19 protein-coding genes and 1 tRNA gene are annotated in these 20847 nt (G+C 63.2%); 12 read left to right on the top strand and 8 right to left on the bottom strand.

Going from position 1 to position 20847, the window contains the following annotated elements:
- Positions 1-59: 59 nt before the first annotated feature.
- Positions 60-494, bottom strand: coding sequence for a hypothetical protein (locus YU3_RS0122780; protein ID WP_027168402.1), 435 nt, complete (start codon positions 492-494; stop codon positions 60-62).
- Between the two features lie 111 nt (positions 495-605).
- On the opposite strand from YU3_RS0122780, the gene YU3_RS0122785 reads away from it, so the two are divergent.
- Genes YU3_RS0122785 through YU3_RS0122795 form a run of 3 tightly spaced genes read left to right on the top strand, consistent with a single transcriptional unit; the run spans position 606 to position 3032 of the window.
- Positions 606-953 carry a DUF952 domain-containing protein gene (locus YU3_RS0122785; protein ID WP_027168403.1) on the top strand — a complete coding sequence of 116 codons (348 nt, stop codon included), beginning with the start codon at positions 606-608 and terminating at the stop codon, positions 951-953.
- The gene (locus tag YU3_RS0122790; protein ID WP_027168404.1) at positions 950-2038 is read left to right on the top strand and encodes a quinone-dependent dihydroorotate dehydrogenase; all 1089 of its coding nucleotides are present in this window, start codon (positions 950-952) and stop codon (positions 2036-2038) included. Before YU3_RS0122785 ends, YU3_RS0122790 begins: the two co-directional genes overlap by 4 nt.
- A gap of 31 nt (positions 2039-2069) precedes the next feature.
- Complete coding sequence (locus YU3_RS0122795; RefSeq protein ID WP_027168405.1) at positions 2070-3032, top strand: cysteine synthase family protein; 963 nt, start codon at positions 2070-2072, stop codon at positions 3030-3032.
- Positions 3033-3054: 22 nt separating this feature from the next.
- On the opposite strand, the gene YU3_RS0122800 is transcribed toward YU3_RS0122795, so the two are convergent.
- Positions 3055-4314, bottom strand: a complete 1260-nt coding sequence (locus YU3_RS0122800; protein ID WP_084508248.1) for an MATE family efflux transporter — start codon at positions 4312-4314, stop codon at positions 3055-3057.
- 269 nt (positions 4315-4583) lie between these two features.
- On the opposite strand from YU3_RS0122800, the gene YU3_RS0122805 reads away from it, so the two are divergent.
- The gene (locus YU3_RS0122805; protein ID WP_027168407.1) at positions 4584-5486 is read left to right on the top strand and encodes a histone deacetylase; all 903 of its coding nucleotides are present in this window, start codon (positions 4584-4586) and stop codon (positions 5484-5486) included.
- 12 nt (positions 5487-5498) lie between these two features.
- Here YU3_RS0122805 and YU3_RS0122810 read toward each other — a convergent pair whose 3' ends face one another.
- A complete protein-coding gene (locus YU3_RS0122810; protein WP_245273614.1) occupies positions 5499-5768 on the bottom strand; it encodes a DUF6460 domain-containing protein in 270 nt (89 codons plus the stop codon).
- A 135-nt stretch (positions 5769-5903) separates the two neighbouring features.
- On the opposite strand from YU3_RS0122810, the gene YU3_RS0122815 reads away from it, so the two are divergent.
- The 3 genes from YU3_RS0122815 (at position 5904) to YU3_RS38770 (ending at position 7839) form a co-directional block, all read left to right on the top strand.
- A tRNA-Gly gene (locus YU3_RS0122815) sits at positions 5904-5977 on the top strand.
- 138 nt (positions 5978-6115) lie between these two features.
- The gene (locus YU3_RS37235; protein WP_156913569.1) at positions 6116-7000 is read left to right on the top strand and encodes a hypothetical protein; all 885 of its coding nucleotides are present in this window, start codon (positions 6116-6118) and stop codon (positions 6998-7000) included.
- An 80-nt stretch (positions 7001-7080) separates the two neighbouring features.
- A complete protein-coding gene (locus YU3_RS38770) occupies positions 7081-7839 on the top strand; it encodes a methyltransferase domain-containing protein (RefSeq protein WP_084508234.1) in 759 nt (252 codons plus the stop codon).
- A gap of 155 nt (positions 7840-7994) precedes the next feature.
- On the opposite strand, the gene YU3_RS0122830 is transcribed toward YU3_RS38770, so the two are convergent.
- Both YU3_RS0122830 and YU3_RS0122835 read right to left on the bottom strand, forming a co-directional pair.
- On the bottom strand, positions 7995-8339 hold the full coding sequence (locus YU3_RS0122830; RefSeq protein ID WP_027168409.1) for a hypothetical protein: 345 nt from the start codon (positions 8337-8339) through the stop codon (positions 7995-7997).
- A gap of 103 nt (positions 8340-8442) precedes the next feature.
- Complete coding sequence (locus YU3_RS0122835; protein ID WP_027168410.1) at positions 8443-9432, bottom strand: LysR family transcriptional regulator; 990 nt, start codon at positions 9430-9432, stop codon at positions 8443-8445.
- Positions 9433-9724: 292 nt separating this feature from the next.
- Here YU3_RS0122835 and chvE point away from each other — a divergent pair, with 292 nt between their 5' ends.
- From chvE to ggt, 5 genes are all read left to right on the top strand, one after another.
- On the top strand, positions 9725-10795 hold the full coding sequence (gene chvE, locus YU3_RS0122840) for a multiple monosaccharide ABC transporter substrate-binding protein (RefSeq protein WP_027168411.1): 1071 nt from the start codon (positions 9725-9727) through the stop codon (positions 10793-10795).
- A gap of 199 nt (positions 10796-10994) precedes the next feature.
- Positions 10995-12527 carry a multiple monosaccharide ABC transporter ATP-binding protein gene (mmsA, locus tag YU3_RS0122845; protein ID WP_027168412.1) on the top strand — a complete coding sequence of 511 codons (1533 nt, stop codon included), beginning with the start codon at positions 10995-10997 and terminating at the stop codon, positions 12525-12527.
- Positions 12524-13816: a multiple monosaccharide ABC transporter permease gene (gene mmsB, locus YU3_RS0122850; RefSeq protein ID WP_027168413.1), complete on the top strand. Its 1293-nt coding sequence runs from the start codon at positions 12524-12526 to the stop codon at positions 13814-13816. The genes mmsA and mmsB overlap by 4 nt, the downstream gene beginning before the upstream one ends.
- A 204-nt stretch (positions 13817-14020) precedes the next feature.
- A complete protein-coding gene (araD1, locus tag YU3_RS0122855) occupies positions 14021-15016 on the top strand; it encodes an AraD1 family protein (RefSeq protein WP_027168414.1) in 996 nt (331 codons plus the stop codon).
- 182 nt (positions 15017-15198) lie between these two features.
- The gene (gene ggt, locus YU3_RS0122860) at positions 15199-16938 is read left to right on the top strand and encodes a gamma-glutamyltransferase (protein ID WP_027168415.1); all 1740 of its coding nucleotides are present in this window, start codon (positions 15199-15201) and stop codon (positions 16936-16938) included.
- 160 nt (positions 16939-17098) lie between these two features.
- Here ggt and YU3_RS37245 read toward each other — a convergent pair whose 3' ends face one another.
- From YU3_RS37245 to YU3_RS0122875, 3 genes are all read right to left on the bottom strand, one after another.
- A complete protein-coding gene (locus tag YU3_RS37245; protein WP_036259275.1) occupies positions 17099-17446 on the bottom strand; it encodes a hypothetical protein in 348 nt (115 codons plus the stop codon).
- Between the two features lie 158 nt (positions 17447-17604).
- Entirely contained in the window at positions 17605-18960 is a 1356-nt protein-coding gene (locus YU3_RS0122870; RefSeq protein ID WP_027168417.1) for a sigma-54 dependent transcriptional regulator, read from the bottom strand.
- The gene (locus YU3_RS0122875) at positions 18957-20822 is read right to left on the bottom strand and encodes a sensor histidine kinase (RefSeq protein ID WP_245273616.1); all 1866 of its coding nucleotides are present in this window, start codon (positions 20820-20822) and stop codon (positions 18957-18959) included. The genes YU3_RS0122870 and YU3_RS0122875 overlap by 4 nt, the downstream gene beginning before the upstream one ends.
- Positions 20823-20847 lie beyond the last annotated feature (25 nt).

Here is a 20847-nt window from a genome sequence, read left to right on the forward strand (position 1 = left end):
TTTCAAGCGGCAAAGGCCGTGCGCGGGGTTTTCCCCAGGCGGCTCAGCCGCCCCGATGCTCAGGTCTTCTGGTTCAGCTTGCCGCCGCCATCGCCGTCTTCCTTGTCCATGTCCTTCACGATGTCCTTGAAGGTGCGGAAGAACTGCTCCATGTAGCCCAGCGACTTGTTGAAATCTTCCTGGCTGGGCAATTGGGATTCGAGCCGGGCGGACAGCGAATTCTCAAGCTTGGCGACACGCGCGTCGAGCGCCTTGACCGAATTGTCCAGCCGGTCGATCTCGTCCTGGTAGGCGGCACGCTCGTCCGCCGCCATCTTGCAGACGAGCTGGCCGGCGCGCTCTTCGCAGATCGACATGGCGCCAGTCCTTGTGTCCATGCGGACGTAGCCGGTGGCGGACTTCTCCAGGCGATAGTGGTCGGTCTCCTCGGAGTAGGCGGAAGCGGCAACCAGCGAGCATAGTGCCGCCGGGATCAGGATGTGCTGAAGACGCATGTTGTCCTCCATGAGCCGGTGAAGGCGAGCTATCATAGGTTTGCGCCGGAAATGGGGAAGAGTCGAGCTTCAAGCCTTCCCCGTGCCTTCGGTTCGGACTATAGCGCGGCAATGTCTCAGATTATCTACAAGATCGCGCCCGAGGCGCTTTGGCGCGAAGCCGAGAAGAACGGATGCTTCACCGGCGCGCCGATCGACATCGCCGACGGTTTCATCCATTTCTCCACGGCTGCACAGGCGCGCGAGACGGCTGCCAGGCATTTCGCCGGGCAGACTGACCTGCTGCTGGTCGCGGTCGACAGCAATAAACTCGGCGACGCGCTGAAATACGAGGTATCGCGCGGCGGCGCCTTGTTCCCGCATCTCTATGCGCCGCTCGCTCTCGACGCCGTTCTCTGGGTGAAGCCGCTGCCACTCGGCGCCGACGGCCACGAATTCCCGGCACTGGAGGGCGAATGAGTGTGCTCGACCGGCTCGGCCAGAAGCTGCTTTTCTCCTTCGATCCGGAAACCGCGCATGGCATGTCGATCGCCGCGCTGCGCTGCGGACTGCCGCTTGGCGCGCCCCGCGACGCGCGGCTGCCGACGCATGACGCGCGGCTGAAGGTCAGCCTCTGCGGCCTCGATTTCCCGAACCCGCTCGGCATGGCCGCCGGCTACGACAAGAACGCCGAAGTGCCGGACGCGCTGCTTGGACTTGGCTTCGGCTTCGCCGAGGTCGGCACCATCACGCCGCTACCGCAATCGGGCAATCCGAAGCCGCGCATCTTCCGGCTGACGGCGGACGAAGCGGTGATCAACCGGCTGGGTTTCAACAACGAAGGCCACGCGGCCGCCGAAAAGCGCCTTGCCGCACGCAAGGGGCGGCAGGGCATCGTCGGCGTCAACATCGGCGCCAACAAGGACAGCGCCGACCGCATCGCCGACTATGAGCGCGGCGTCGCCCGCTTCGCGCCTTACGCGAGTTACCTGACGGTCAACATCTCCTCGCCCAACACGCCGGGGCTGCGCAACATGCAGGCGCGCGAGCAGCTCGGCGAACTGCTGTCTCGGGTGATGGCCGCGCGTGCCGCAGCCACTGCGCAACGGCCCATATTCCTCAAGATCGCGCCGGATCTGGTCGAAGCGGAGCTGGAGGATATCGCCGCCGAGGTGAGCGAGAAGAAGATCGACGGCGTCATCGTCTCCAACACGACGCTGGCGCGGACGGGATTGTGGAGCGGCGGCTTGGCGAATGAAACCGGCGGTCTCTCGGGAAAACCATTGTTCGAGCGTTCGACCGCGGTTCTGGCGCGCATGCGCAAACTGCTTGGCCCGCAGATGGCGATCATTGGCGTCGGCGGCGTCGACTCGGCCGAGGCCGCATTGGAGAAGATCCGCGCCGGCGCCGACCTCGTCCAGCTCTACACCGGCATGATCTATGCCGGGCCGGCGCTGCCCGGGCGCATCATTGCCGGCATGGCGCGGCTTGCGGAGAGGGAGCGCCTCAAATCCATCGGAGAGCTGCGCGATAGCGGCTGTGCACACTGGTCCGAACGACTCTGACCGAGTACCCACGGAATCAGGAGGACAGATAATGGCCGAGGTTCTGAACTCCGTCGTGGACGCGATCGGTGGAACGCCATTGGTCCGGCTCGACAGGCTGACCGCGCAGGCAGGCGTCGACGGCGCAATCCTCGCCAAGCTGGAATATCTCAATCCGGGCTTTTCCAAGAAGGACCGTGCGGCGCTTGGAATAATCGAGGAAGCCGAAAGATCCGGCGCCATCAAACCAGGACAAACGGTGGTCGAGCTTACCTCGGGAAATATGGGCACGGGGCTCGCCATCATCTGCGCCGTCAGGGGTTACCCCTTCGTCGCGGTGATGTCGAAGGGCAACTCTGAAGAGCGCGCACGAATGATGACGGCGCTCGGCGCGGAAGTAATTCTCGTGGACCAGTTGCCGGGGTCGGTGGCGGGGCAGGTCTCGGGTGGCGATCTGGCGCTTGTCGAGCAAGCCGCCAGGGCGGTGGCGACGGAACGAGGCGCGTACCGTGCCGACCAGTTCCATCGCGACGGGAACTGGCTTGCGCACTATCAAGGGACCGGGCCGGAAATCTGGGACGCCAGCCACGGCGCCGTCGACGCATTCGTCGACTTCATCGGCTCGGGCGGCACATATGCCGGGGTAGCGAGGGCGCTCAAGGAACGCAATCCTCTGATCAAGTGCTTCATCGTCGAGCCCAAGGGCGCCGCAGCGGCAGCGGGAGAGACCGTCACCCAACCCGAACACCCCATTCAAGGCGGCGGCTACGCCATGCCGGACCTGGCATTCCTGAACAACGCTCCCGTCGATGGTTATCTTCAAGTTTCCGGCGACGAAGCACGCGAGGCCACGCACCTGCTGGCGCGCAGCGAAGGTATCTTCGGTGGTTTCTCCTCCGGAGCGAATGTTGCCGCCGCGCTGCGTCTCCTAAGGGGCGGCCAATCGGGCAAGACGATCGCTGTCGTGATTTGCGACTCCGGGCTGAAGTACCTCTCGACCGATCTCTGGAGCTGAGAAACGCCTCAGACGCACAGCACTAAAATGCAGTGCGTACTCTCAGCCGCAGAACCGCCAGCAAGCTCACGCCCCGCACCAGCAGGAAGACATGCAGCGATGCCCATAGGCCGTTGTTGCCGAAGGCCGGGGCCAGGGTGATGAGCGCGGCGCTGAAGACGAGGAACGACACCAGCATCATGTTGCGCATATCGCGCGACCAGGTGGCGCCGATGAAGACGCCGTCCATCTGGAACGCCAGCACGCCGCTCAGCGCCGTGAAGGCCGCCCAGGGAAGATAGGTGTCGGCGACCGCGCGGACCTCCGGAGACGTCGTCACCAGCGCCACCAGGCTGGTGCCGGCGGTCAGCAGGGTAAGCGTGGCGATACCGGCGAGGGCAAAACCCCAGATCAACGTCAGCCGGACCGCCTGCCGGAACGGGGCGGGCGCATGCGCGCCGATAGCGCGGCCGGCAAGTTGTTCGGCGGCGGTGGCAAAACCATCGAGGAAATAGCCGGCGATCAGGAAGAAGTTCATCAGCACCGCGTTGGCGGCGAGTGTCACCGTGCCGAACTGCGCGCCCTGGCGGGTGAACAACGCGAAAGCGGCAAGCAGCGAGAAGGAGCGTATCATGATGTCGCGGTTGAGCGACAGCATGCGCCGGTAGGCCGGCAGGTCGAGGATGCGGCGGCGTGACGGCCGTTCCAGCTTGCGGAAGCGGCTGAGCACGATGGCAAGGCCGAGCAGCATGGCCAGGAATTCGCCGGTAACGGTCGCCCAGGCGACGCCGGCGACGCCCCAGCCGAGCTTGAGCCCGAGCAGGAAGCAGAGCGCGATGTTGATGCCGTTGAGCACCGCTTGCAGCATCAGGCCGAGCCCGCCTTCGCCGCGTCCCAGCACGTAGCCCAGTATGGCGTAGTTGATCAGCGAGAAGGGCGCGGCGAGCAGCCTGATACGGATATAGACCGACATCGCCGCGCTGACGCGCGGCTCGGCGCCCATGAACCATTGGCCGGCCACGGCAAAGAGCGGTGAAAGCGCGGCAAGTATGACGCCTGCGACGACCGCGATCAGCATGGCGCGCCACAGCACCGCCTGCTCTTCCAGCGCATCGCCGCGCCCGAAGGCCTGGGCGACGAGGCCGGTAGTGCCGGAACGCAGGAAATTAAAGGTGGTGAAGACGACGTCGAACACCAGCGATCCCGCCGCCAGGCCGCCGAGCAGGGCCGCGTCGCCGAACTGGCCGACCACCGCCGTGTCGACGATGCCGAGCAGCGGCGTCGTCAGATAGGCAAGCGTCATCGGCACGGCAATCGCCAACACCGAGCGGTTGGTGACGGCGAAGGACCTGGCGTTGACTTGTGTTACGTCCAAGGGGGTCGCATCCAAGGGATTGCTGCCTGGCTGATTGCGGCTTGATCGAGGACCCGATGTGCCCCAGTTTGCCGGCGTCACGCAACCACCATCCGCCGAACTGCCAACCGAATCTTCTGCTGGTCTTACGCAATTCCGGACGGAAAACCGTTTCACACTTTTCCTGGAATTGCTCCAGGCTGGCGCCCGCCCGATCCATGCCGCTGCAGATCGTCCACCATCCCGACTATGACGCCGGCTTCGCCGTCAACCATCGCTTTCCGATGAGCAAATATCCGCTTCTGATGGAGGCCCTGCGCATACGCGGGCTGGCTGTGCCCGGCGCGCTTTCGATGCCGCAGCCCGCACCGGCGGCCTCGCTGAAGCTTGCCCATGCGGCAGACTATGTCGACCAGGTGATCGCTTGCCGGGTGCCGGAAAAAATAGAGCGCGAGATCGGCTTCCCGATCGGCCCGCGCGTGTCGCTGAGGGCGCAGCTCGCCACCGCCGGGACGGTGCTGGCGGCGCGGCTGGCGCTGAAGCACGGCATTGCCTGCAACGCCGCCGGCGGCAGCCACCATGCACGGCGCGCGCAAGGCGCCGGCTTCTGCACCTTCAACGATGTCGCCGTCGCCTCGCTGACGCTGCTGGCCGAGGGTGCTGTCGCAAACGTGCTGATTGTCGATCTCGACGTGCATCAGGGCGACGGCACGGCCGACATATTGAAGGACGAGCCGCGCGCCTTCACCTTTTCCATGCATGGCGAGCGCAATTACCCTGTGCGCAAGATCGCTTCCGACCTCGACGTCGCCTTGCCGGACGGCACCGGCGACGACGTCTATCTCGAGCGGCTTGCCGCCATCCTGCCGGACCTATGGGGGCAAAGGCACTGGGACATCGTCTTCTACAATGCGGGCGTGGATGCCCACGCCGAGGACAGGCTTGGCCGGCTGGCGCTGACCGACGACGGCCTGCGGGCCCGCGAAGACATGGTCATCGGCCATTTTCGCAACCATGGCGTAGCGCTGTGCGGCGTCATCGGCGGCGGCTACTCGACCGACGTGCCGGCGCTGGCCGCACGCCACGCCATATTGTTCGAGGTCGCCGCCCGATATGCGTGATGCAGTCGCGGGCTATTTCCTGTAGCTGGCGATCCGAAGCAGGATGAACACCGGCACGACGATCGCGGCGCCGAGCAGGATATAGCCCAGGAAGCGGTCGATGGCGTGGAAGCCCAGATTCCACAAATCGACGAAGAACTGGCGGATGCCATAGAAGACGTCGATCGGCGACCAGCCGAAGGCGTGCATGACGAGGCCGACGAGGAAGGAGACCACGAGCAGCTTCAGGAACACCCTGAGCGGCGTGTCGCCAAGAAAGCGCGTCAGTGCGGACAAGGCCATTCTCCGGTTCGAGCCGCCCGATTCGGCAGCGCGATACAGAAATACGCACTCGATAGTCCGCCATCAAGCAGCGAGACAGTGATGCAGCTTTGCCGATTGCTTGAGGCCGCGCCATCATGGTAACGAGGCTACTGCGCGGGTATGATGTAATGGTAGCCTGTCAGCTTCCCAAGCTGAACGCGCGGGTTCGATTCCCGCTACCCGCTCCAGTCCCCGCAAGGTCCAGGCCCGATATGGGCAGTGCTTCCGTCCAAATCGGAAGCCTCCCGCGTACGGGCGAAAGTCCAAGAAGCCTGGGCCACAGCTTGTGGTTGTCGTGTCGGTCGCTGATGGATAAAAGGCGAAGCATGCCGCGCGCCCTATCGAAATACACTATCCGTGAATGGTTCAGGCTACGACCGCTGGTCGACCGCAAGAATCATGCCCGCTATCAGGTTCGGGAACGGATTGCGCTGGCCAGGCATGCCAGCCCGGTGGCTCTTCCTCGTATCCGTGGCCGGAAAGTCCTGATTACGATCAGCTTCAATGATCCCCAAGTGATCGAGTGGCAGATCAATCTGATCGCTAGAAACGTTTCCGAGGCCGTCCATATTGTTGCCGACAACTCGACCGACCCGACGGCAAAGCGTGCCATTCGGGACATCTGCGCGACAGCCGACATTGCCTTCGCGACCGTGCCCGCCAACCCTTGGATAGGCCGAGAAAAGGAAGGGGGCAAATCGCACGGCTATGCCCTGAATTGGGCTTGGAGGAACATCGTTCTTGCGAACCAGCCTTCCATGGCCGGCTTTCTGGATCACGACATTTTCCCCACCGCAAAGACAGACCCTTTCCGCATGCTGGATCAAGCCGCCGTCGCGGGATTGGTTCGAACGGCGCCAGAAGAGCGCTGGTACCTGTGGCCCGGGTTTGCCTTTTTCAACTTGGGTCGATTGCGGACAGATCGGCTCAACTTCGGTCGGGACTGGCTCGACGGGTTTGATACCGGCGGCCTGAACTGGCACCGCCTGTACCGGGAACTCAGTGACCATGATCTATGCCCGGCCGACTATGAACGGATCACAGTCGCCGCCGGCATAGCGATGGACGAAGCGCTTTTCGAGCGTATTGACAGTTGGCTTCATGAGAGCCGCTTCACGACCGACATTGACATGGAGCCGGCTCGCCGCCAGCGGTTGCTTGAGCTTAAGCGGCGCAGCATCCTGGATACCTTGATGGCTCTGCCCACATAATTCGCCTGTTCCAGCTTCAAAGGGAGTTGTACTGGTCGATCAACCTACGCTTTCGACTGGATCAACACGGGTCAGGTTCAATGCACGAGACATCATTTGTAAAAGCTGAAATGTTCCTGCAAACCTATGATGACGAGTTCGCCCAAACTGGCGTGCGCGTGCTGGAAATAGGCTCCAAATCGTACGATACGCAAAATACCTATAGGCCGCTGTTCCCGCCTCCCAGATTTGCTTACACCGGTCTCGATATCGAGTCGGGAAACAACGTGGACATCGTTCCGGCGAACACGTTCGTTTGGCCCGAAATCGCGGATTGTTCGTTCGATCTTTGCCTTTCTGCATCCACTTTCGAGCACAACCCATTCTTCTGGGTCACATTCGCGGAAATCGCGCGCGTCACAAAGCCGGGCGGTCTGGCGCTCATCATCGCGCCGGGAGCAGGCCACGTGCACCGCTATCCGTATGACTGCTGGCGGTTCTATCCGGATTCGTGGGGCGCTCTTTGCTCGATGACCGGCATGGAACTGGTAGAAAGCTACTTCGAGACCGACAAAATTGCAGCCGCAAACCCTGAGAATTTTTGGCGGGATAGCGCGGTGGTGGCTCGCAAGCCAATGCTTTCAGGGGTGGATCTGGATGCCTTTCATTCCCGCCTCCAGAAGATCGTGTCACTTTTCAATGATGAGAGGCCACCGTCGCAGATAACGCCCGAGCGGCACGGCAAATGGGTTGAGGCCTATGAGCAGTTTATGCAGCGGAAGTACCCCATGACGCTCAGCCGCGCGATCAGCAAGGCTATCAGACGACCCAGCAAGATTTACAGACGCGCCCAATCGTAACGGCCATTAGTGCCAATATCGGCCGGGTCGAGACCTGGCGCCAAACCGGACACGACAGCATCGGAACCGTGGGGCAACCACGAGCGTAGGTCTTGCGCACCAGCGCAAGACCTAATTCGCAAATTTGTCGTTTATGAACGTTGACCCCTAATGCCTTACAGCGAGAAACCGATCCAGACGCGGCGGCGCCAGCAGCGGACATGACGCCGGCCATAGCGCCAGTAGCGGCGGCAGACCCTTCTCCAGCCCCGCCGGCGGCGGCGACGGCGGTAATACCTATCGCGGTAGTAGCGACGGCGGCGGTAATAGTACTGAGCCGGCTGCAGCAGATCTTCCTGCTCATCCTCCTCGTAGATAGCCGGATCCGGCTTGTCCAACTCATCGAGAATTCCGTTGCCTTTGGGGACGCCGGCAACCGCCTTGCCAGTTCCAGCGAGGCTTGCAAGCGCCGTCGCCCCCGCAACGCCAAGCATTCCAGTCAGAAACAACCGACGTTCCATCGAGACCTCCCGAGCTGTCGAACATCGGCAACTCGATCCCTCACCCGAAACACGCTAGCGAGCCGCCGATCGGTTTGAACGCACAAATAGCGTTCTCGTTCCATTACCCCACTTCGCGCAAGATGAAGTCGTGCAACATTTTCGCGGCGGGCGAGAGCACGCGATTCTTGACCGTGATCAGGCTGTAGGGCCTCACTTCGATATCGAACTCGGTCTGAACCACGTCGATGGCGCCGGCCAGCCCGTCGCCGCCTTGAATGAACTTGGCGACCTGGATCGAGACCGGCGCGATGGCGTCGGACTGCGCCACCATCACCAACGTGAGCAGCAGCGAAGACGTGTTGAGGATACGGTCGGGCAGCGGAATGTCGCGGTTGAGGAAGTTGCTTTCCATCGCCTGGCGCAGCGGCGAGCCGCCGGACTGGAACACCCAGTCATAAGCCGCTGTGTCTTCGAGCTTGACCATCTTGCCGCTCGCCAGCGGGTGGCCGCGACGCACGATGAGACATGCCTTCTCGACGCCGATGACGCGCGATTCGAACAGCCGCGGATTGAGGTCGTCGGGGATGCGCGCGATGATGAAATCGTGGCGGGACGCAATCAGCTCGCGGGCGAGCACGTTCGAGGTCTCGACCTGCATGGTGATCTCGATGCGCGGATAGATGCGGCGTATCTCGCGGATCGCCGGCACCGCGAGCTCGATCGCCGGCGCCGTCACCGCGCCAAGGAACACGGAGCCGCCCTTGCCGGCCTTGAGCTCGGAAATCTCGCGGTCGGCCTCACGCATTTCGAGCAGGATGGAGCGGGCGCGCCGGGCGAGCGCCTGGCCATAAGGGGTCAGCGTCACGCCGCGCGGCAGCCGCTCGCACAACTTCACGTCGAGTACCGCCTCCATCTCGGCGATCATGCGCGAAGCGGCCGGCTGGGAGATGTTCATGACCTGCGCGGCGGCGCTCACCCGTCCGTGATCGTCCAGGGCGGCGATCATGCGCATGTGACGGAGGCTCAACCCGCTGCGCAGTAGCGTCTCGCCGTCTCCCGGCAATTTCTCGTAACTACCTGAAATCGCGTCGGGATCGCGCAATGCCGCCATGATTTTGAGCCTCTCCACCAAGTTGATATCGGCCCTTTACGCTATACCAGTTTCGTTATAGCAACCAGCAAAGATCGCATTTGACAGTTATGTCAAAGGGACCCACCCTTCGCGCGTTCCGAGGCGCAACCGTCGGCAACGAGCAAATTCGTATCGATTTAAACTGCGCCGCGGGACCGATTGGGAGGATACCGGAGATCGATAAAGCCGACAGTGGCGCGCCAGCGCACCTGTTCGGTTGCGCGGCCCGCGAAGCCCCGAGGTGTCGCGTCCATCAACCAGGGAGAGTAATGTGAAGATCATCAAGACGCTGGCCGCCGTCGCGGCCCTTGGCATCGCCGCCATGACCTATTCGGCGCATGCAGCCGACAAGGGTCTCATCGGCGTGCTGATGCCGACCAAGACCTCGCAGCGCTGGATCAACGACGGCGACGCCGTCAAGTCCCAGCTCGAAGCGCTCGGCTACACCGTCGACCTGCAGTATGCGCAGGACGATATCCCGAACCAGCTCAGCCAGCTGGAAAACGAAATCACCAAGGGCCCGAAGGCGCTGATCATCGCGTCGATCGACGGCACCACCATGGCCGACGCGCTGCAGAAGGCCAATGACGCCGGCGTCGTCGTCGTCGCCTATGACCGCCTGATCAAGAAGACGGGCAATGTCGACTACTACACCACCTTCGACAATTTCGGCGTCGGCGTGATCCAGGCGAACTCGCTGGTCAAGGGCCTCAAGGAGCGCTTCCCGAACACCAAGCCGTGGAACGTCGAACTGTTCGGCGGCTCGCCGGACGACAACAACGCCTTCTTCTTCTACAACGGCGCCATGTCGGTCCTGCAGCCGCTGATCGATGACGGCTCGATCAAGATCAAGTCCGGCCAGATGGGCATGGACAAGGTCGGCACGCTGCGCTGGCTCGCCGCCACCGCCCAGGCCCGCATGGACAATCTGCTCTCGGCCAACTACTCGGACGGCAGCCGCGTCGATGGCGTTCTGTCGCCCTATGACGGCCTGTCGCGCGGCATCACCGCTTCGCTGCGCGCCGTCGGTTACGGCACCGACGCACAGCCCTGGCCGATCGTGACCGGTCAGGATGCCGAGACCGCCTCGGTCAAGCTGATCATCTCGGGCGAGCAGTACTCGACCGTGTTCAAGGACACCCGCGAGCTGGCCAAGGCGACCGTCGAGCTGGTCGACAAGGTGCTCTCCGGCGGCAAGCCGGACGGCCTCGACACCAAGACCTACAACAACGACGTCAAGGTTGTGCCCTCGATCCTGTTGACGCCGCATGACGTCGACAAGTCGAACTACCAGAAGCTGGTCGTCGACTCCGGCTACATCAAGGCTGAAGAGCTGAAGTAATCCGGTCTCAAAGAAGGGGTCCTGCGCGACGCAGGGCCCCTTTTCGTTCGCAAGCGGCCCCGGTATTGTTTTGCCGGCCTCTGCAGCGTCACGCACCGATGCGGGATGCGATGCCGCCGCAGTATGTTGATTATTCGCGCATGGGCCTTTTCCAAGATCGGTACCGATTTGGAAGCCATGCGCCAGGGAGCAGAACCTGATGGCCTCAACGATTTTGGAGATGCGCGACATCACCAAGACGTTCCCCGGCGTGAAGGCGTTGTCGAACGTCAATCTCAGTGTCGAGGAAGGCGAGATCCACGCCGTCGTCGGCGAGAACGGCGCCGGCAAGTCGACGCTGATGAAGGTGCTGTCGGGCGTCTATCCGTCCGGCACCTATGAAGGCCAGATCATCTTCCGCGGCCAGGAATGCAGTTTCAAAGGCATTCACGACAGCGAGCATATCGGCATCGTCATCATCCATCAGGAGCTTGCCCTGGTGCCAATGTTGTCGATCGCGGAAAACATCTTCCTCGGCAACGAGCACGCCACCTACGGCGTCATCGACTGGGATGCCAACGAGACGCGCACCAGCGCGCTGCTCAAGAAGGTCGGCCTCAAGGAAGATCCCAAGACGCTGATCACCAATATCGGCGTCGGCAAGCAGCAATTGGTCGAGATCGCCAAGGCGCTCAGCAAGGAAGTGAAGCTTCTGATCCTGGACGAGCCGACGGCGTCGCTCAGCGAAAAGGACAGCCAGGCGCTGCTCGACCTTCTGCTCGAGTTCAAGCGCCAGGGCATGACCTCGATCCTGATCTCGCACAAGCTCAACGAGGTGAACCGTGTCGCCGACAAGGTGACGGTGATCCGCGACGGACGCACGATCGAGACCTTGCCGAGGAAGGACATCTCGGAAGACCGCATCATCACCTCGATGGTCGGCCGCTCGCTCGACGACCGCTTTCCGCCGCGCGAGCCGCAGATCGGCGACGTCATCTTGGAGGTGAAGGACTGGTCGGTCTACCACCCGATCCACGCCGAACGGCAGGTGATCAAGAACATCAATCTCAATGTGCGCAAGGGCGAGGTTGTCGGCATCGCCGGGCTGATGGGCGCCGGCCGCACCGAATTCGCCATGAGCCTGTTCGGCCGCTCCTACGGCCGGCACATCACCGGAGAGGTATCGCTCCACGGCAAGCCGCTCGACCTCTCGTCGGTGAGCAAGGCGGTGGCGAACCGCATCGCCTATGTCACCGAGGACCGCAAGACCTACGGCCTCAACCTCATCGACCACATCAAGCACAATGTGACTTTAGCCAACCTGTCCGGCGTTTCGAGCCGTGGCGTCATCGACGACATGCGCGAGATGAGCGTCGCCAACGACTATCGCAAGAAGACCAATATCCGCGCCTCCAGCGTCTACCAGCTGACCGGCAACCTGTCGGGCGGCAACCAGCAGAAGGTGGTGCTGTCGAAATGGCTGTTCGCCGATCCGGAAGTTTTGATCCTCGACGAGCCGACCCGCGGCATTGACGTCGGGGCGAAGTACGAAATCTATACGATCATCGCGCGCCTCGCCGCCGAGGGCAAAGCGATCATCGTCATCTCGTCGGAAATGCCTGAATTGCTCGGCATCTCCGACCGTATCTATGTGATGAACGAAGGGCGTATCGTCGGCGAAATGGCGGCAAGCGATGCAAGCCAGGAAAAAATCATGCGCGCCATCGTTCGGGGAGAAGGAAAAGCATCATGAGCACAGAAAGCGCTCCCGCGCCGCAAAGCGGCGTCGCCGAGGACGTCAAGCATGGACAGCGCATCGCCGTCTCGGCGCTGACGACGAACCTGCGCGAATACGGCCTGATCATCGCGCTGATCGTCATCATGCTGTTCTTCCAGTACACGACGTCGGGAACGCTGTTCAAACCGGTGAACCTCAGCAACCTGGTGCAGCAGAACTCGTTCATCATCGTGATGGCGCTCGGCATGCTGCTGGTTATCATTTCCGGCTATATCGACCTCAGCGTGGGGTCAGTCGCCGGCTTCATCGGCGCGCTTGCCGCGATGATGATGGTCATCTGGCCGCTCGGAGTGTTCAGCAATCCGCTGGTGGTATCGATCGTCTGCCTGCTCGTCGGCGCCCTCATAGGCGCGGCGCAAGGCTACTGGATCGCCTATCACCGGATACCGAGCTTCATCGTGACGCTTGCCGGCATGCTGATCTTCCGCGGAATCTGCCAGGCGCTGCTTGGCGGCGGCTCCTCGGTCGGCCCGCTTCCTCCCAGCTTCAAGCAGCTGAGCTCGGGCTTCATCCCGGACGTCATCGGCCCGCTGACGCTGATCCCGCCGACGGTGAATGCCGCCGGCAAGACCATCATCGGCAGCGGCTTGACGCTGCACATGACGACCGTCGTGCTCGGCCTTATCGCGGTGCTCGCCTATGCCTATTTCGGCTTCCGGACGCGGCGCAAGCGCGAGCGTCATGGCTATGAGGCGGAGCCCTTCCCGCTGTTCGTCATCAAGACACTGGTCGGCAGCGCGCTGGCGCTGTTCCTGGTCTTCCAGTTCGCGAGCTACAGGGGCCTGCCGGTCGTTCTGCTGGTGATGGGCGTGCTGATCTCGCTGTTCGTCTTCGTCACCAAGCGCATGACCATCGGCCGCCGCATCTATGCGATGGGCGGCAACGCCAAGGCCGCGCAGCTCTCGGGCATCAATACCGAACGGCTGACGCTGCTCGTCTTCATCAACATGGGCGTGCTGTCTGCGCTGGGCGGCCTTATCATCGCGGCGCGCCTCGGCCAGGCCGTGCCGGCGGCGGGCCTCGGCAGCGAGCTCGACGTCATCGCGGCCGTCTTCATCGGCGGCGCCTCGGCAATGGGCGGCGTCGGACAGGTGATCGGCGCCGTGGTCGGCGGCTTCATCATGGGCGTGATGAACAATGGCATGTCGATCATGGGCGTCAATGTCGACTGGCAGCAGGTGGTCAAAGGCCTGGTGCTGCTCGGCGCCGTCATCTTCGACGTCTACAACAAGAACAAGGCCTGAAGGCCGCAAACGAGGTTCAGGAGGCATACGGGTTCTAGATCGCGAGGCTACCGGCAAACCCGCCGGCGCCAAGAAGTCCAGGCAAGGACCAGGCTCGCGAGCGCAATCCGGACGAAGAATTTCAACCGCGGCACGGACTCCTCCGCGCCGCGTAGGTCAAGGTTTGCCCGCGGGCAGCCAGGCAAGATGAGAGAGGATTCAACCATGCTGATCTCCCAGATCCTCGACGACGCCGAGACGATCCGCGTCGTCGCCCGCAACGGCGGCGGCAAGACCAGGGTCATCAACGGCGCGCGCAGCGTCTATTCGCTGGCGATGGAGGCCGCGCGCACCGGCACCGGGCTCGAGGCGCTGATCGAGCGCAAGGGCTATGGCGAGGCGGTCGATCTCGATGCCGCTTATAAGAGGGACAGGCTGGTGTCGCCGATCAACCATCCCGATCCTGCGCATTTGCACCTCACCGGTACCGGCCTCACGCATCTCGGCTCCGCGGCGACGCGCGATTCCATGCACAAGAAGCTCAGCGAGGGCGGCGAGGAAGAACTCACCGATTCCATGAAGATGTTCCGCATGGGCCTCGAAGGCGGCAAGCCCGCCAAGGGCCAGGTCGGCGTACAGCCGGAATGGTTCTACAAGGGCAACGGCACGATGGCGGTGGCGCCGGGCGCACCTTTGATGTCGCCCGCCTTTGCGCAGGACGGCGGCGAGGAGCCTGAGATCGCCGGCATCTATGTGATCGGCGATGACGGCGCGCCGTTCCGCGTGGGCTTCACACTGTCGAACGAGTTCTCCGATCACGTGACGGAGCGGGTGAACTATCTGTTCCTCGCCCATTCCAAGCTGCGCAACGCCTCGTTTGGCCCCGAAATCCTGATCGGCGACCTGCCGGCCGACATCCGCGGCGCATCGCGCATCTGGCGCGACGGCAAGCTTCTGTGGGAAAAGCCGTTCCTGTCGGGCGAAGCGAACATGTCGCACGCCATCGCCAATCTCGAGCACCACCATTTCAAATATTCGGCCTTCCGTCAGCCGGGCGATGTGCATGTGCATATGTTCGGCACCGCGACATTGTCCTTCGCCGACGGCATCAGGACGGAAGCCGGCGATACGTTCGAGATCGAGGCGCAGGATTTCGGTCTGCCGCTGCGCAATCCGCTTGAGATCGAAAAGCCGGTGAAGGTGGCGGTGAAGGCGCTGTGAAATGGTAATCTCCCCCTTGTGGGACCCAGAAGGGGGAGATTGGCCGGCATGGGCGCCGGCTCTCTCTTTCCTGCAACATGGAATGGCCAGCAGGTGAACACCAATATGTGTTCGCTCATATGATGGATGGACGCGGCCGCTCCAAGTAGCTTTTCCAAGCACGCAGTACTTGGAGGACCGCCATGCCCTTGAACCGACGGACGCTGATCGGCGTCACCCTTTCGCTCGCAATCACTCTCGCGCCCTCGATCGTTGTCTTCGCGGCCTCGCCGACCCCCGCCAAGGGCGAGCACGGCATGGTGGCAACAGCCCAGCATCTTGCCACGGGGGTCGGTGTCGAGGTGCTGAAGAAGGGCGGCAACGCGGTCGATGCCGCCGTCGCCGTCGGCTATGCGCTGGCCGTGGTCTATCCGAACGCCGGCAATATCGGCGGCGGCGGTTTCATGACGGTGCGCCTGAAGGACGGCCGCACGACCTTCATCGATTTCCGCGAGCGCGCCCCGCTCGCCGCGACCAAGACCATGTATCTCGACAAGGACGGTAAGCCGATCAAAGGCGCCAGCCTCGACGGCTATCTCGCCGTCGGCGTGCCGGGCTCGGTTGCCGGCTTCGAGATGGCGCGCGAGAAATACGGCACGCTGTCCAGACAGGATCTGATCGCACCGGCGGTTGCCTTAGCCAAGGACGGGTTCGTCCTCAATCAGGGCGACGCAGCTTCTTTCGCGGCCAGTGCCGACCGGCTGGCAAAGGACCCGGCGGCGGCCGCCATCTTCTTGAAAAAAGACGGCAAGCCTTACGGCATCGGCGAGAAGCTCGTTCAGCCGGACCTTGCCGCCTCGCTCTCGGCGATCTCTGATAAGGGGCCGGACGCCTTCTACAAGGGCGCTATCGCCGACGCCATCGTCAAGGCAAGCGGCGCCAGGGGCGGCATCCTCGCCAAGGGCGATTTCGAGCAATATGCGGTACGCGAGCTGAAGCCCGTGACCTGTTCCTATCGTGGCTACGAGATCATCTCCTCGCCGCCGCCGAGTTCGGGCGGCGTCATCATCTGCGAGATCCTCAACGTGCTCGAAGGGTACCCGCTGTCCTATCTCGGCGCCGGCTCGGCCGAGACGGTCCATGTCATGGTCGAAGCCATGCGCCACGCTTATGTCGACCGCAACTCGGCGCTCGGCGATCCGGATTTCGTCGACAATCCGGTCTCGAAACTGCTCGACAAGACCTATGCCAAGGACATCCGCGACAAGATCGATCCGTTCCGCGCTGGGGTGTCGAAGGACCTGATGCCGAAGGGTTTCGGCGAGTCGAATGAGACCACCCATTATTCGATCATCGACAATGACGGCAACGCGGTGGCGGTCACCTACACGTTGAACGGCTCCTTCGGCGCCGGCGTTGTCGCCGACGGCACCGGTATCCTGCTCAACAACGAGATGGACGATTTTACCCAGAAGCCGGGCGTGCCGAACCTCTACGGGCTGGTCCAGGGCGAGGCCAATGCCATCCAGCCGAAAAAGACGCCCTTATCCTCGATGAGCCCGACGATCGTGACCAGGGACGGCAAGCCGTTCATGGTCATCGGCAGTCCGGGCGGTTCGCGCATCATCACCATCACGCTGGAGGCGATCGTCAACGTCATCGACCACGGCATGAACATCCAGCAGGCGATCGACGCGCCGCGCATCCATCATCAATGGCTGCCGGACACGGTCTATGTCGAGCCGTTCGGGCTTTCGCCGGACACCGAGAAGCTGCTTGCCGGAATGGGCTACCACCTCGATTTGAGCGACGAGACCTGGGGGCAGGCCGCCGGCATCCTTGTCGGCGGCAAGAGCCTGGGTGAAATCGAGAAGGGGGGTGGCGCGCGCTACAACGGCGCTATCGACAGCCGCGCCGCTGCGGGCGAGGCTTTGGGATACTAATGCATGTCGCCCAGAAGTGCGCAGCGGTTCTGGGACAACGACATGCATAAAAACAAAGACTTAAAGCGTGTCGCCTGAATCCGTTTCAGCGCGACACGCTTTAGAGCATGATCCCAAAAAGTGGGAACCGGCTTTTGGAAAAGATCATGCTCAGATAAAATCAGACCACCAATGTGATCGTCGAAGCGATCAACAAGACAGCGGCAATGCCGACGAACAGCGCGTAGATGCGCGGCCGGTCGAGCAGCAGCGCATTGCCGGAAATCCAGGCCGCGGTGGCGCCGCCGAGCGCGAACAGGAAGCCGTTGCGGTGGCCGAAGGACATGGAGGCGGCCATCAGGCCGCCGATGATCAGCGCGCCGAAGACGATGATGACGGCGACCGCGTATTTCTCGAAATCATTGCCGCCGCCCATCGCCGGACCCATCGCATTGAGATTGGGCAGGTCGTCCGGGTCGAAGGGGCTGGCCGAGCCGTATTCATCTTGATCGAGGGATTCGCGCATCATTCGTTCTCCGCTGAGCGGCAACAAACCATCAACGCTTGCCAAGCGCAACCGCCAAGGCCGCCGCGGCGATGTGTTCGCCGCCCGGCTGGTGCCAACGTGCCACGCTTTCCCGGCAAGACCAAACGATTAGCGCCCCAGAGAGGTTCCATAGGCTTGATCTATCTGGAAAAATCGCTGCGCACGATGCCGTGCCGCTGCAGCTTGTCATAGAAGGTCTTGCGCGGGATGCCGAGCGCCTCGATGGTGCGGCGGACGTCGCCGTCATTGCGACCAAGTGTCTCGCGGATGATCTCGGCCTCATAGCGATCGAGCCGTTCCGGTAACGGCATGCCGGCATCGCTCTCAATTGCCGCCGGGGAAGGCGTTTCGGCAATGTCCTCCAGCCCGAGCACGAAGCGCTCGGCGAAATGGGCGAGCTCGCGCACATTGCCCGGCCAGTCATGCTCCCTCAGGTGGCGCTGGACCGCGGCCGAAATTGCCGGCATGGCGCGCCGGAAGCGGGCGGCGGCGCGCTCGGCGAAATAGCCGAACAGCAACGGCACGTCGTCGCGCCTTTCGCGCAGCGGCGGGATCGAAATCGTCACCACATTGAGCCGGTAATAGAGGTCCTCGCGGAAGTTGCCGCGCTGGCTGGCATCGCCGAGATCGACCTTGGCCGCGGCGACGACGCGCAGGTCGACCGGCCGGATCTCGTTGGTGCCGAGCGGCGTCACCTCGCGCATTTCGAGCACGCGCAGCATCTGCACCTGCGTCGAGGCCGGCATGCTTTCGATCTCGTCGAGGAACAGGGTGCCGCCGCTCGAATGCTCGATGCGGCCGACGCGCTTTTTCTGCGCGCCGGTGAAGGCGCCGGCTTCATGGCCGAACAGCTCGCTTTCAATGACCGTCTCCGGCAGCGTGCCGCAGTTGAGCGCAACGAAATTGCCCTTGGCGCGGCGGCTCCAATGGTGCAGCAGGCCTGCCACCACCTCCTTGCCCGAGCCGGTCTCGCCGGTCACCAGCACGTCGACATCGGTGTCGGCAATCTGCCTCAGCGTCCGGCGCAGCCGCTCCATCGCCGGCGTCTGGCCGATAAGCGGCAATCCCTCCTGCGCCTGCTCGGCCGCCTCGCGCAAGCCGCGGTTCTCCATCACAAGGCGGCGCTTCTCGGCGGCGCGGGCAACGCTCTGCGCCAGCCGGTCGGCCGCGAAAGGCTTAGTGATGAAGTCATAGGCGCCGTCCTTGATCGCCTTGACCGCCATGGCGATGTCGCCATGCCCCGTGACCAGGATGACGGGAATGTCCGGATCGAGCCGCAGCACGCGGTCGAAAAGCTGCAGTCCGTCGATCTCGGGCATGCGGATGTCCGACACCACCACGCCGCCGAAATTCCTGTCGAGCGCCGCCAGTGCCTCCCGCGCCACCGAGTAGGCCGACACCGCAAAGCCGGCAAGCTCAAGCGTCTGCCTTGTCGCCCTGAGCAGGTCGCTGTCGTCATCGATCAGGATCACCGGTGCGGGATCGTCGTTCGTCATGCCGCACCAGCTTTCGACAGATGGATGGTAAAGCGTGTGCCGCTCTCACCGCTCGCCACCTCGATGCGGCCGCCATAGTCGGCGACGATATCCTTGGAGATGACGAGGCCTAGCCCCAGGCCCTTTTCCTTCGAGGTGTTGAAGGGCGTGAACAGGGATTTCAGGATCGCGGGCGGTATGCCCGGTCCGTTGTCGGACACAACCAGCGACACGTCTTCGGCGGTTTCGGCGGCTGTGACTTCGACCCGCGCGTCATCGCGGCCCTCAAGCGCTTCCAGGGCGTTCTGAAACAGGTTGATCAGCACCTGCTCCAGCCGCAGCCGGTTTCCCATCACCTTCAGCGCCGGCGGCGGCAGCGTGATTGCGAGCGCGTCCAGCCGGCCGGCGAAGCGGCTCCTGAGCAGCACGACGGCGCCCTCGATCACATCGCGCAACTCGACCGGCCCTGCGGCGGTGCGGCCCTTGCGGGCGAAGGCTTTCAGCTCCTCGGTGATCGAGCCGATGCGCTCGGTCAGCGCGGCGATTGCGCCGAGGTTCTCCTCGGCTGAGGAGTTCTGCTTGCGCTCCAGGAAGACGCGCGCATTGTCGGCATAGGCACGTATGGTTGCCACGGGCTGGTTGATCTCATGCGCGACGCCGGCGGCGACTTGGCCAAGCGTCGCAAGCCGGTTGGCCTGCACCAATTCCTGCTGCATCACCTGTAGCTTCACCTCGGTGCTGCGATGGTCGGCGATCTCGGCCTGCAGCCGGTCGCGCGCCAGGCTAAGGTCCTGCGTGCGTTCGACGACCCGGCGCTCGAGCTCGGCGCGCGCGGCCTGTTCGGCGGCAATCCGCATCTGGCCGGATTGCCGGCGCCATAGCAGATAGGCGGCTAAAGCAATAAGCGGGACGAGGACGCCGAGCGCCAGAAGCCGCATTTCGCGCTGCGCGGCCGCAATCGGAGCTTCGACCGGAACAAGATAGTCGAGGCGCCACGGTGTCGACGGCACGGCGGTCGACAGCCTTAGATATTCCGCATCGCCACTGCCCGGCGTAATCGCGTGCACAAGCGCGACATCGGCGCTCAATGCCTGCGGACGGGTGATCGGAAGAGGCACCAGCGGCGCATCGCCGAACTGCTGGCTTGCGCGGACCTCCGCCAGAACCGGCGCGGCAAGCGGCGCCGTGGCCAGGAAGCGCCAGGAGGGCACGCTGGTGATCAGCACCACGCCATGCGCATCGCTGACATAGGCCGGGCGGTTCGCTTCGTGCCAGTCCGCCTCGAGCTGGTCGAATTCCATCTTGACCACGACGACGCCGAGCGGTCCTGAAGCGCTGTCGACGCGGCGCGAGATGTAGAGGCCCGGCCGCTTGCTGACATTGCCGAGCGCGAAATACTCGGCAGTGCCCGTTTGCATGGCTCCGGAGAAATAGGCGCGAAAACCGTAGTCGTTGCCGACGAAGCTGACCGGCTCGCGCCAGTTGCTGGAGGCGATCGCGAAGCCGTCCGTGCCGGTGACATAGAGCACCGAGGCCTTGGTGCCTGAAACCAGCCCTTCGAGCTTGCGGTTCAAGACGTCGATCGAGGCGGGGCTGCGCTCGGTCAGCGCGTCGTTGACCTGCTGATCCTCCGATAGGAGCAGCGGCAGCGCGCGCGGATTTTCGAGCACGGCGCGCAGCAACGCCACCTTGAGGTTGGCGTCGGTGCGTCCCTGCGTGGCTAAAGCCTCGATCTCCGTCGAACGGCCATAGAGGCCCGCGCCATAGAGCGCTGCGAGCACGATCAGCAGCGCCACCGCGGTGAACAGCAGCCAGGCGCGCCGCGCCCGCCCGGCGAGCAGTTCCGGCGTCGAGGCGAGGACAGCGGCAGGGCGTTGCAGCATGCCGCATTTGTGCATGATTTCGCAC

Source organism: Mesorhizobium sp. WSM3224, from assembly GCF_000427725.1.
Taxonomy (GTDB): Bacteria; Pseudomonadota; Alphaproteobacteria; order Rhizobiales; family Rhizobiaceae; genus Mesorhizobium.

Bases quoted from the DNA above. Each gene is read 5' to 3' on its own strand.
- YU3_RS0122780 (WP_027168402.1), bottom strand. From the start codon at position 494: ATGCGTCTTCAGCACATCCTGATCCCGGCGGCACTATGCTCGCTGGTT.
- YU3_RS0122785 (WP_027168403.1), top strand. From the start codon at position 606: ATGTCTCAGATTATCTACAAGATCGCGCCCGAGGCGCTTTGGCGCGAA.
- YU3_RS0122790 (WP_027168404.1), top strand. From the start codon at position 950: ATGAGTGTGCTCGACCGGCTCGGCCAGAAGCTGCTTTTCTCCTTCGAT.
- YU3_RS0122795 (WP_027168405.1), top strand. From the start codon at position 2,070: ATGGCCGAGGTTCTGAACTCCGTCGTGGACGCGATCGGTGGAACGCCA.
- YU3_RS0122800 (WP_084508248.1), bottom strand. From the start codon at position 4,314: ATGACGCTTGCCTATCTGACGACGCCGCTGCTCGGCATCGTCGACACG.
- YU3_RS0122805 (WP_027168407.1), top strand. From the start codon at position 4,584: ATGCCGCTGCAGATCGTCCACCATCCCGACTATGACGCCGGCTTCGCC.
- YU3_RS0122810 (WP_245273614.1), bottom strand. From the start codon at position 5,768: ATGGCCTTGTCCGCACTGACGCGCTTTCTTGGCGACACGCCGCTCAGG.
- YU3_RS37235 (WP_156913569.1), top strand. From the start codon at position 6,116: ATGCCGCGCGCCCTATCGAAATACACTATCCGTGAATGGTTCAGGCTA.
- YU3_RS38770 (WP_084508234.1), top strand. From the start codon at position 7,081: ATGCACGAGACATCATTTGTAAAAGCTGAAATGTTCCTGCAAACCTAT.
- YU3_RS0122830 (WP_027168409.1), bottom strand. From the start codon at position 8,339: ATGGAACGTCGGTTGTTTCTGACTGGAATGCTTGGCGTTGCGGGGGCG.
- YU3_RS0122835 (WP_027168410.1), bottom strand. From the start codon at position 9,432: ATGGCGGCATTGCGCGATCCCGACGCGATTTCAGGTAGTTACGAGAAA.
- mmsA (WP_027168412.1), top strand. From the start codon at position 10,995: ATGGCCTCAACGATTTTGGAGATGCGCGACATCACCAAGACGTTCCCC.
- mmsB (WP_027168413.1), top strand. From the start codon at position 12,524: ATGAGCACAGAAAGCGCTCCCGCGCCGCAAAGCGGCGTCGCCGAGGAC.
- araD1 (WP_027168414.1), top strand. From the start codon at position 14,021: ATGCTGATCTCCCAGATCCTCGACGACGCCGAGACGATCCGCGTCGTC.
- ggt (WP_027168415.1), top strand. From the start codon at position 15,199: ATGCCCTTGAACCGACGGACGCTGATCGGCGTCACCCTTTCGCTCGCA.
- YU3_RS37245 (WP_036259275.1), bottom strand. From the start codon at position 17,446: ATGATGCGCGAATCCCTCGATCAAGATGAATACGGCTCGGCCAGCCCC.
- YU3_RS0122870 (WP_027168417.1), bottom strand. From the start codon at position 18,960: ATGACGAACGACGATCCCGCACCGGTGATCCTGATCGATGACGACAGC.
- YU3_RS0122875 (WP_245273616.1), bottom strand. From the start codon at position 20,822: ATGCTGCAACGCCCTGCCGCTGTCCTCGCCTCGACGCCGGAACTGCTC.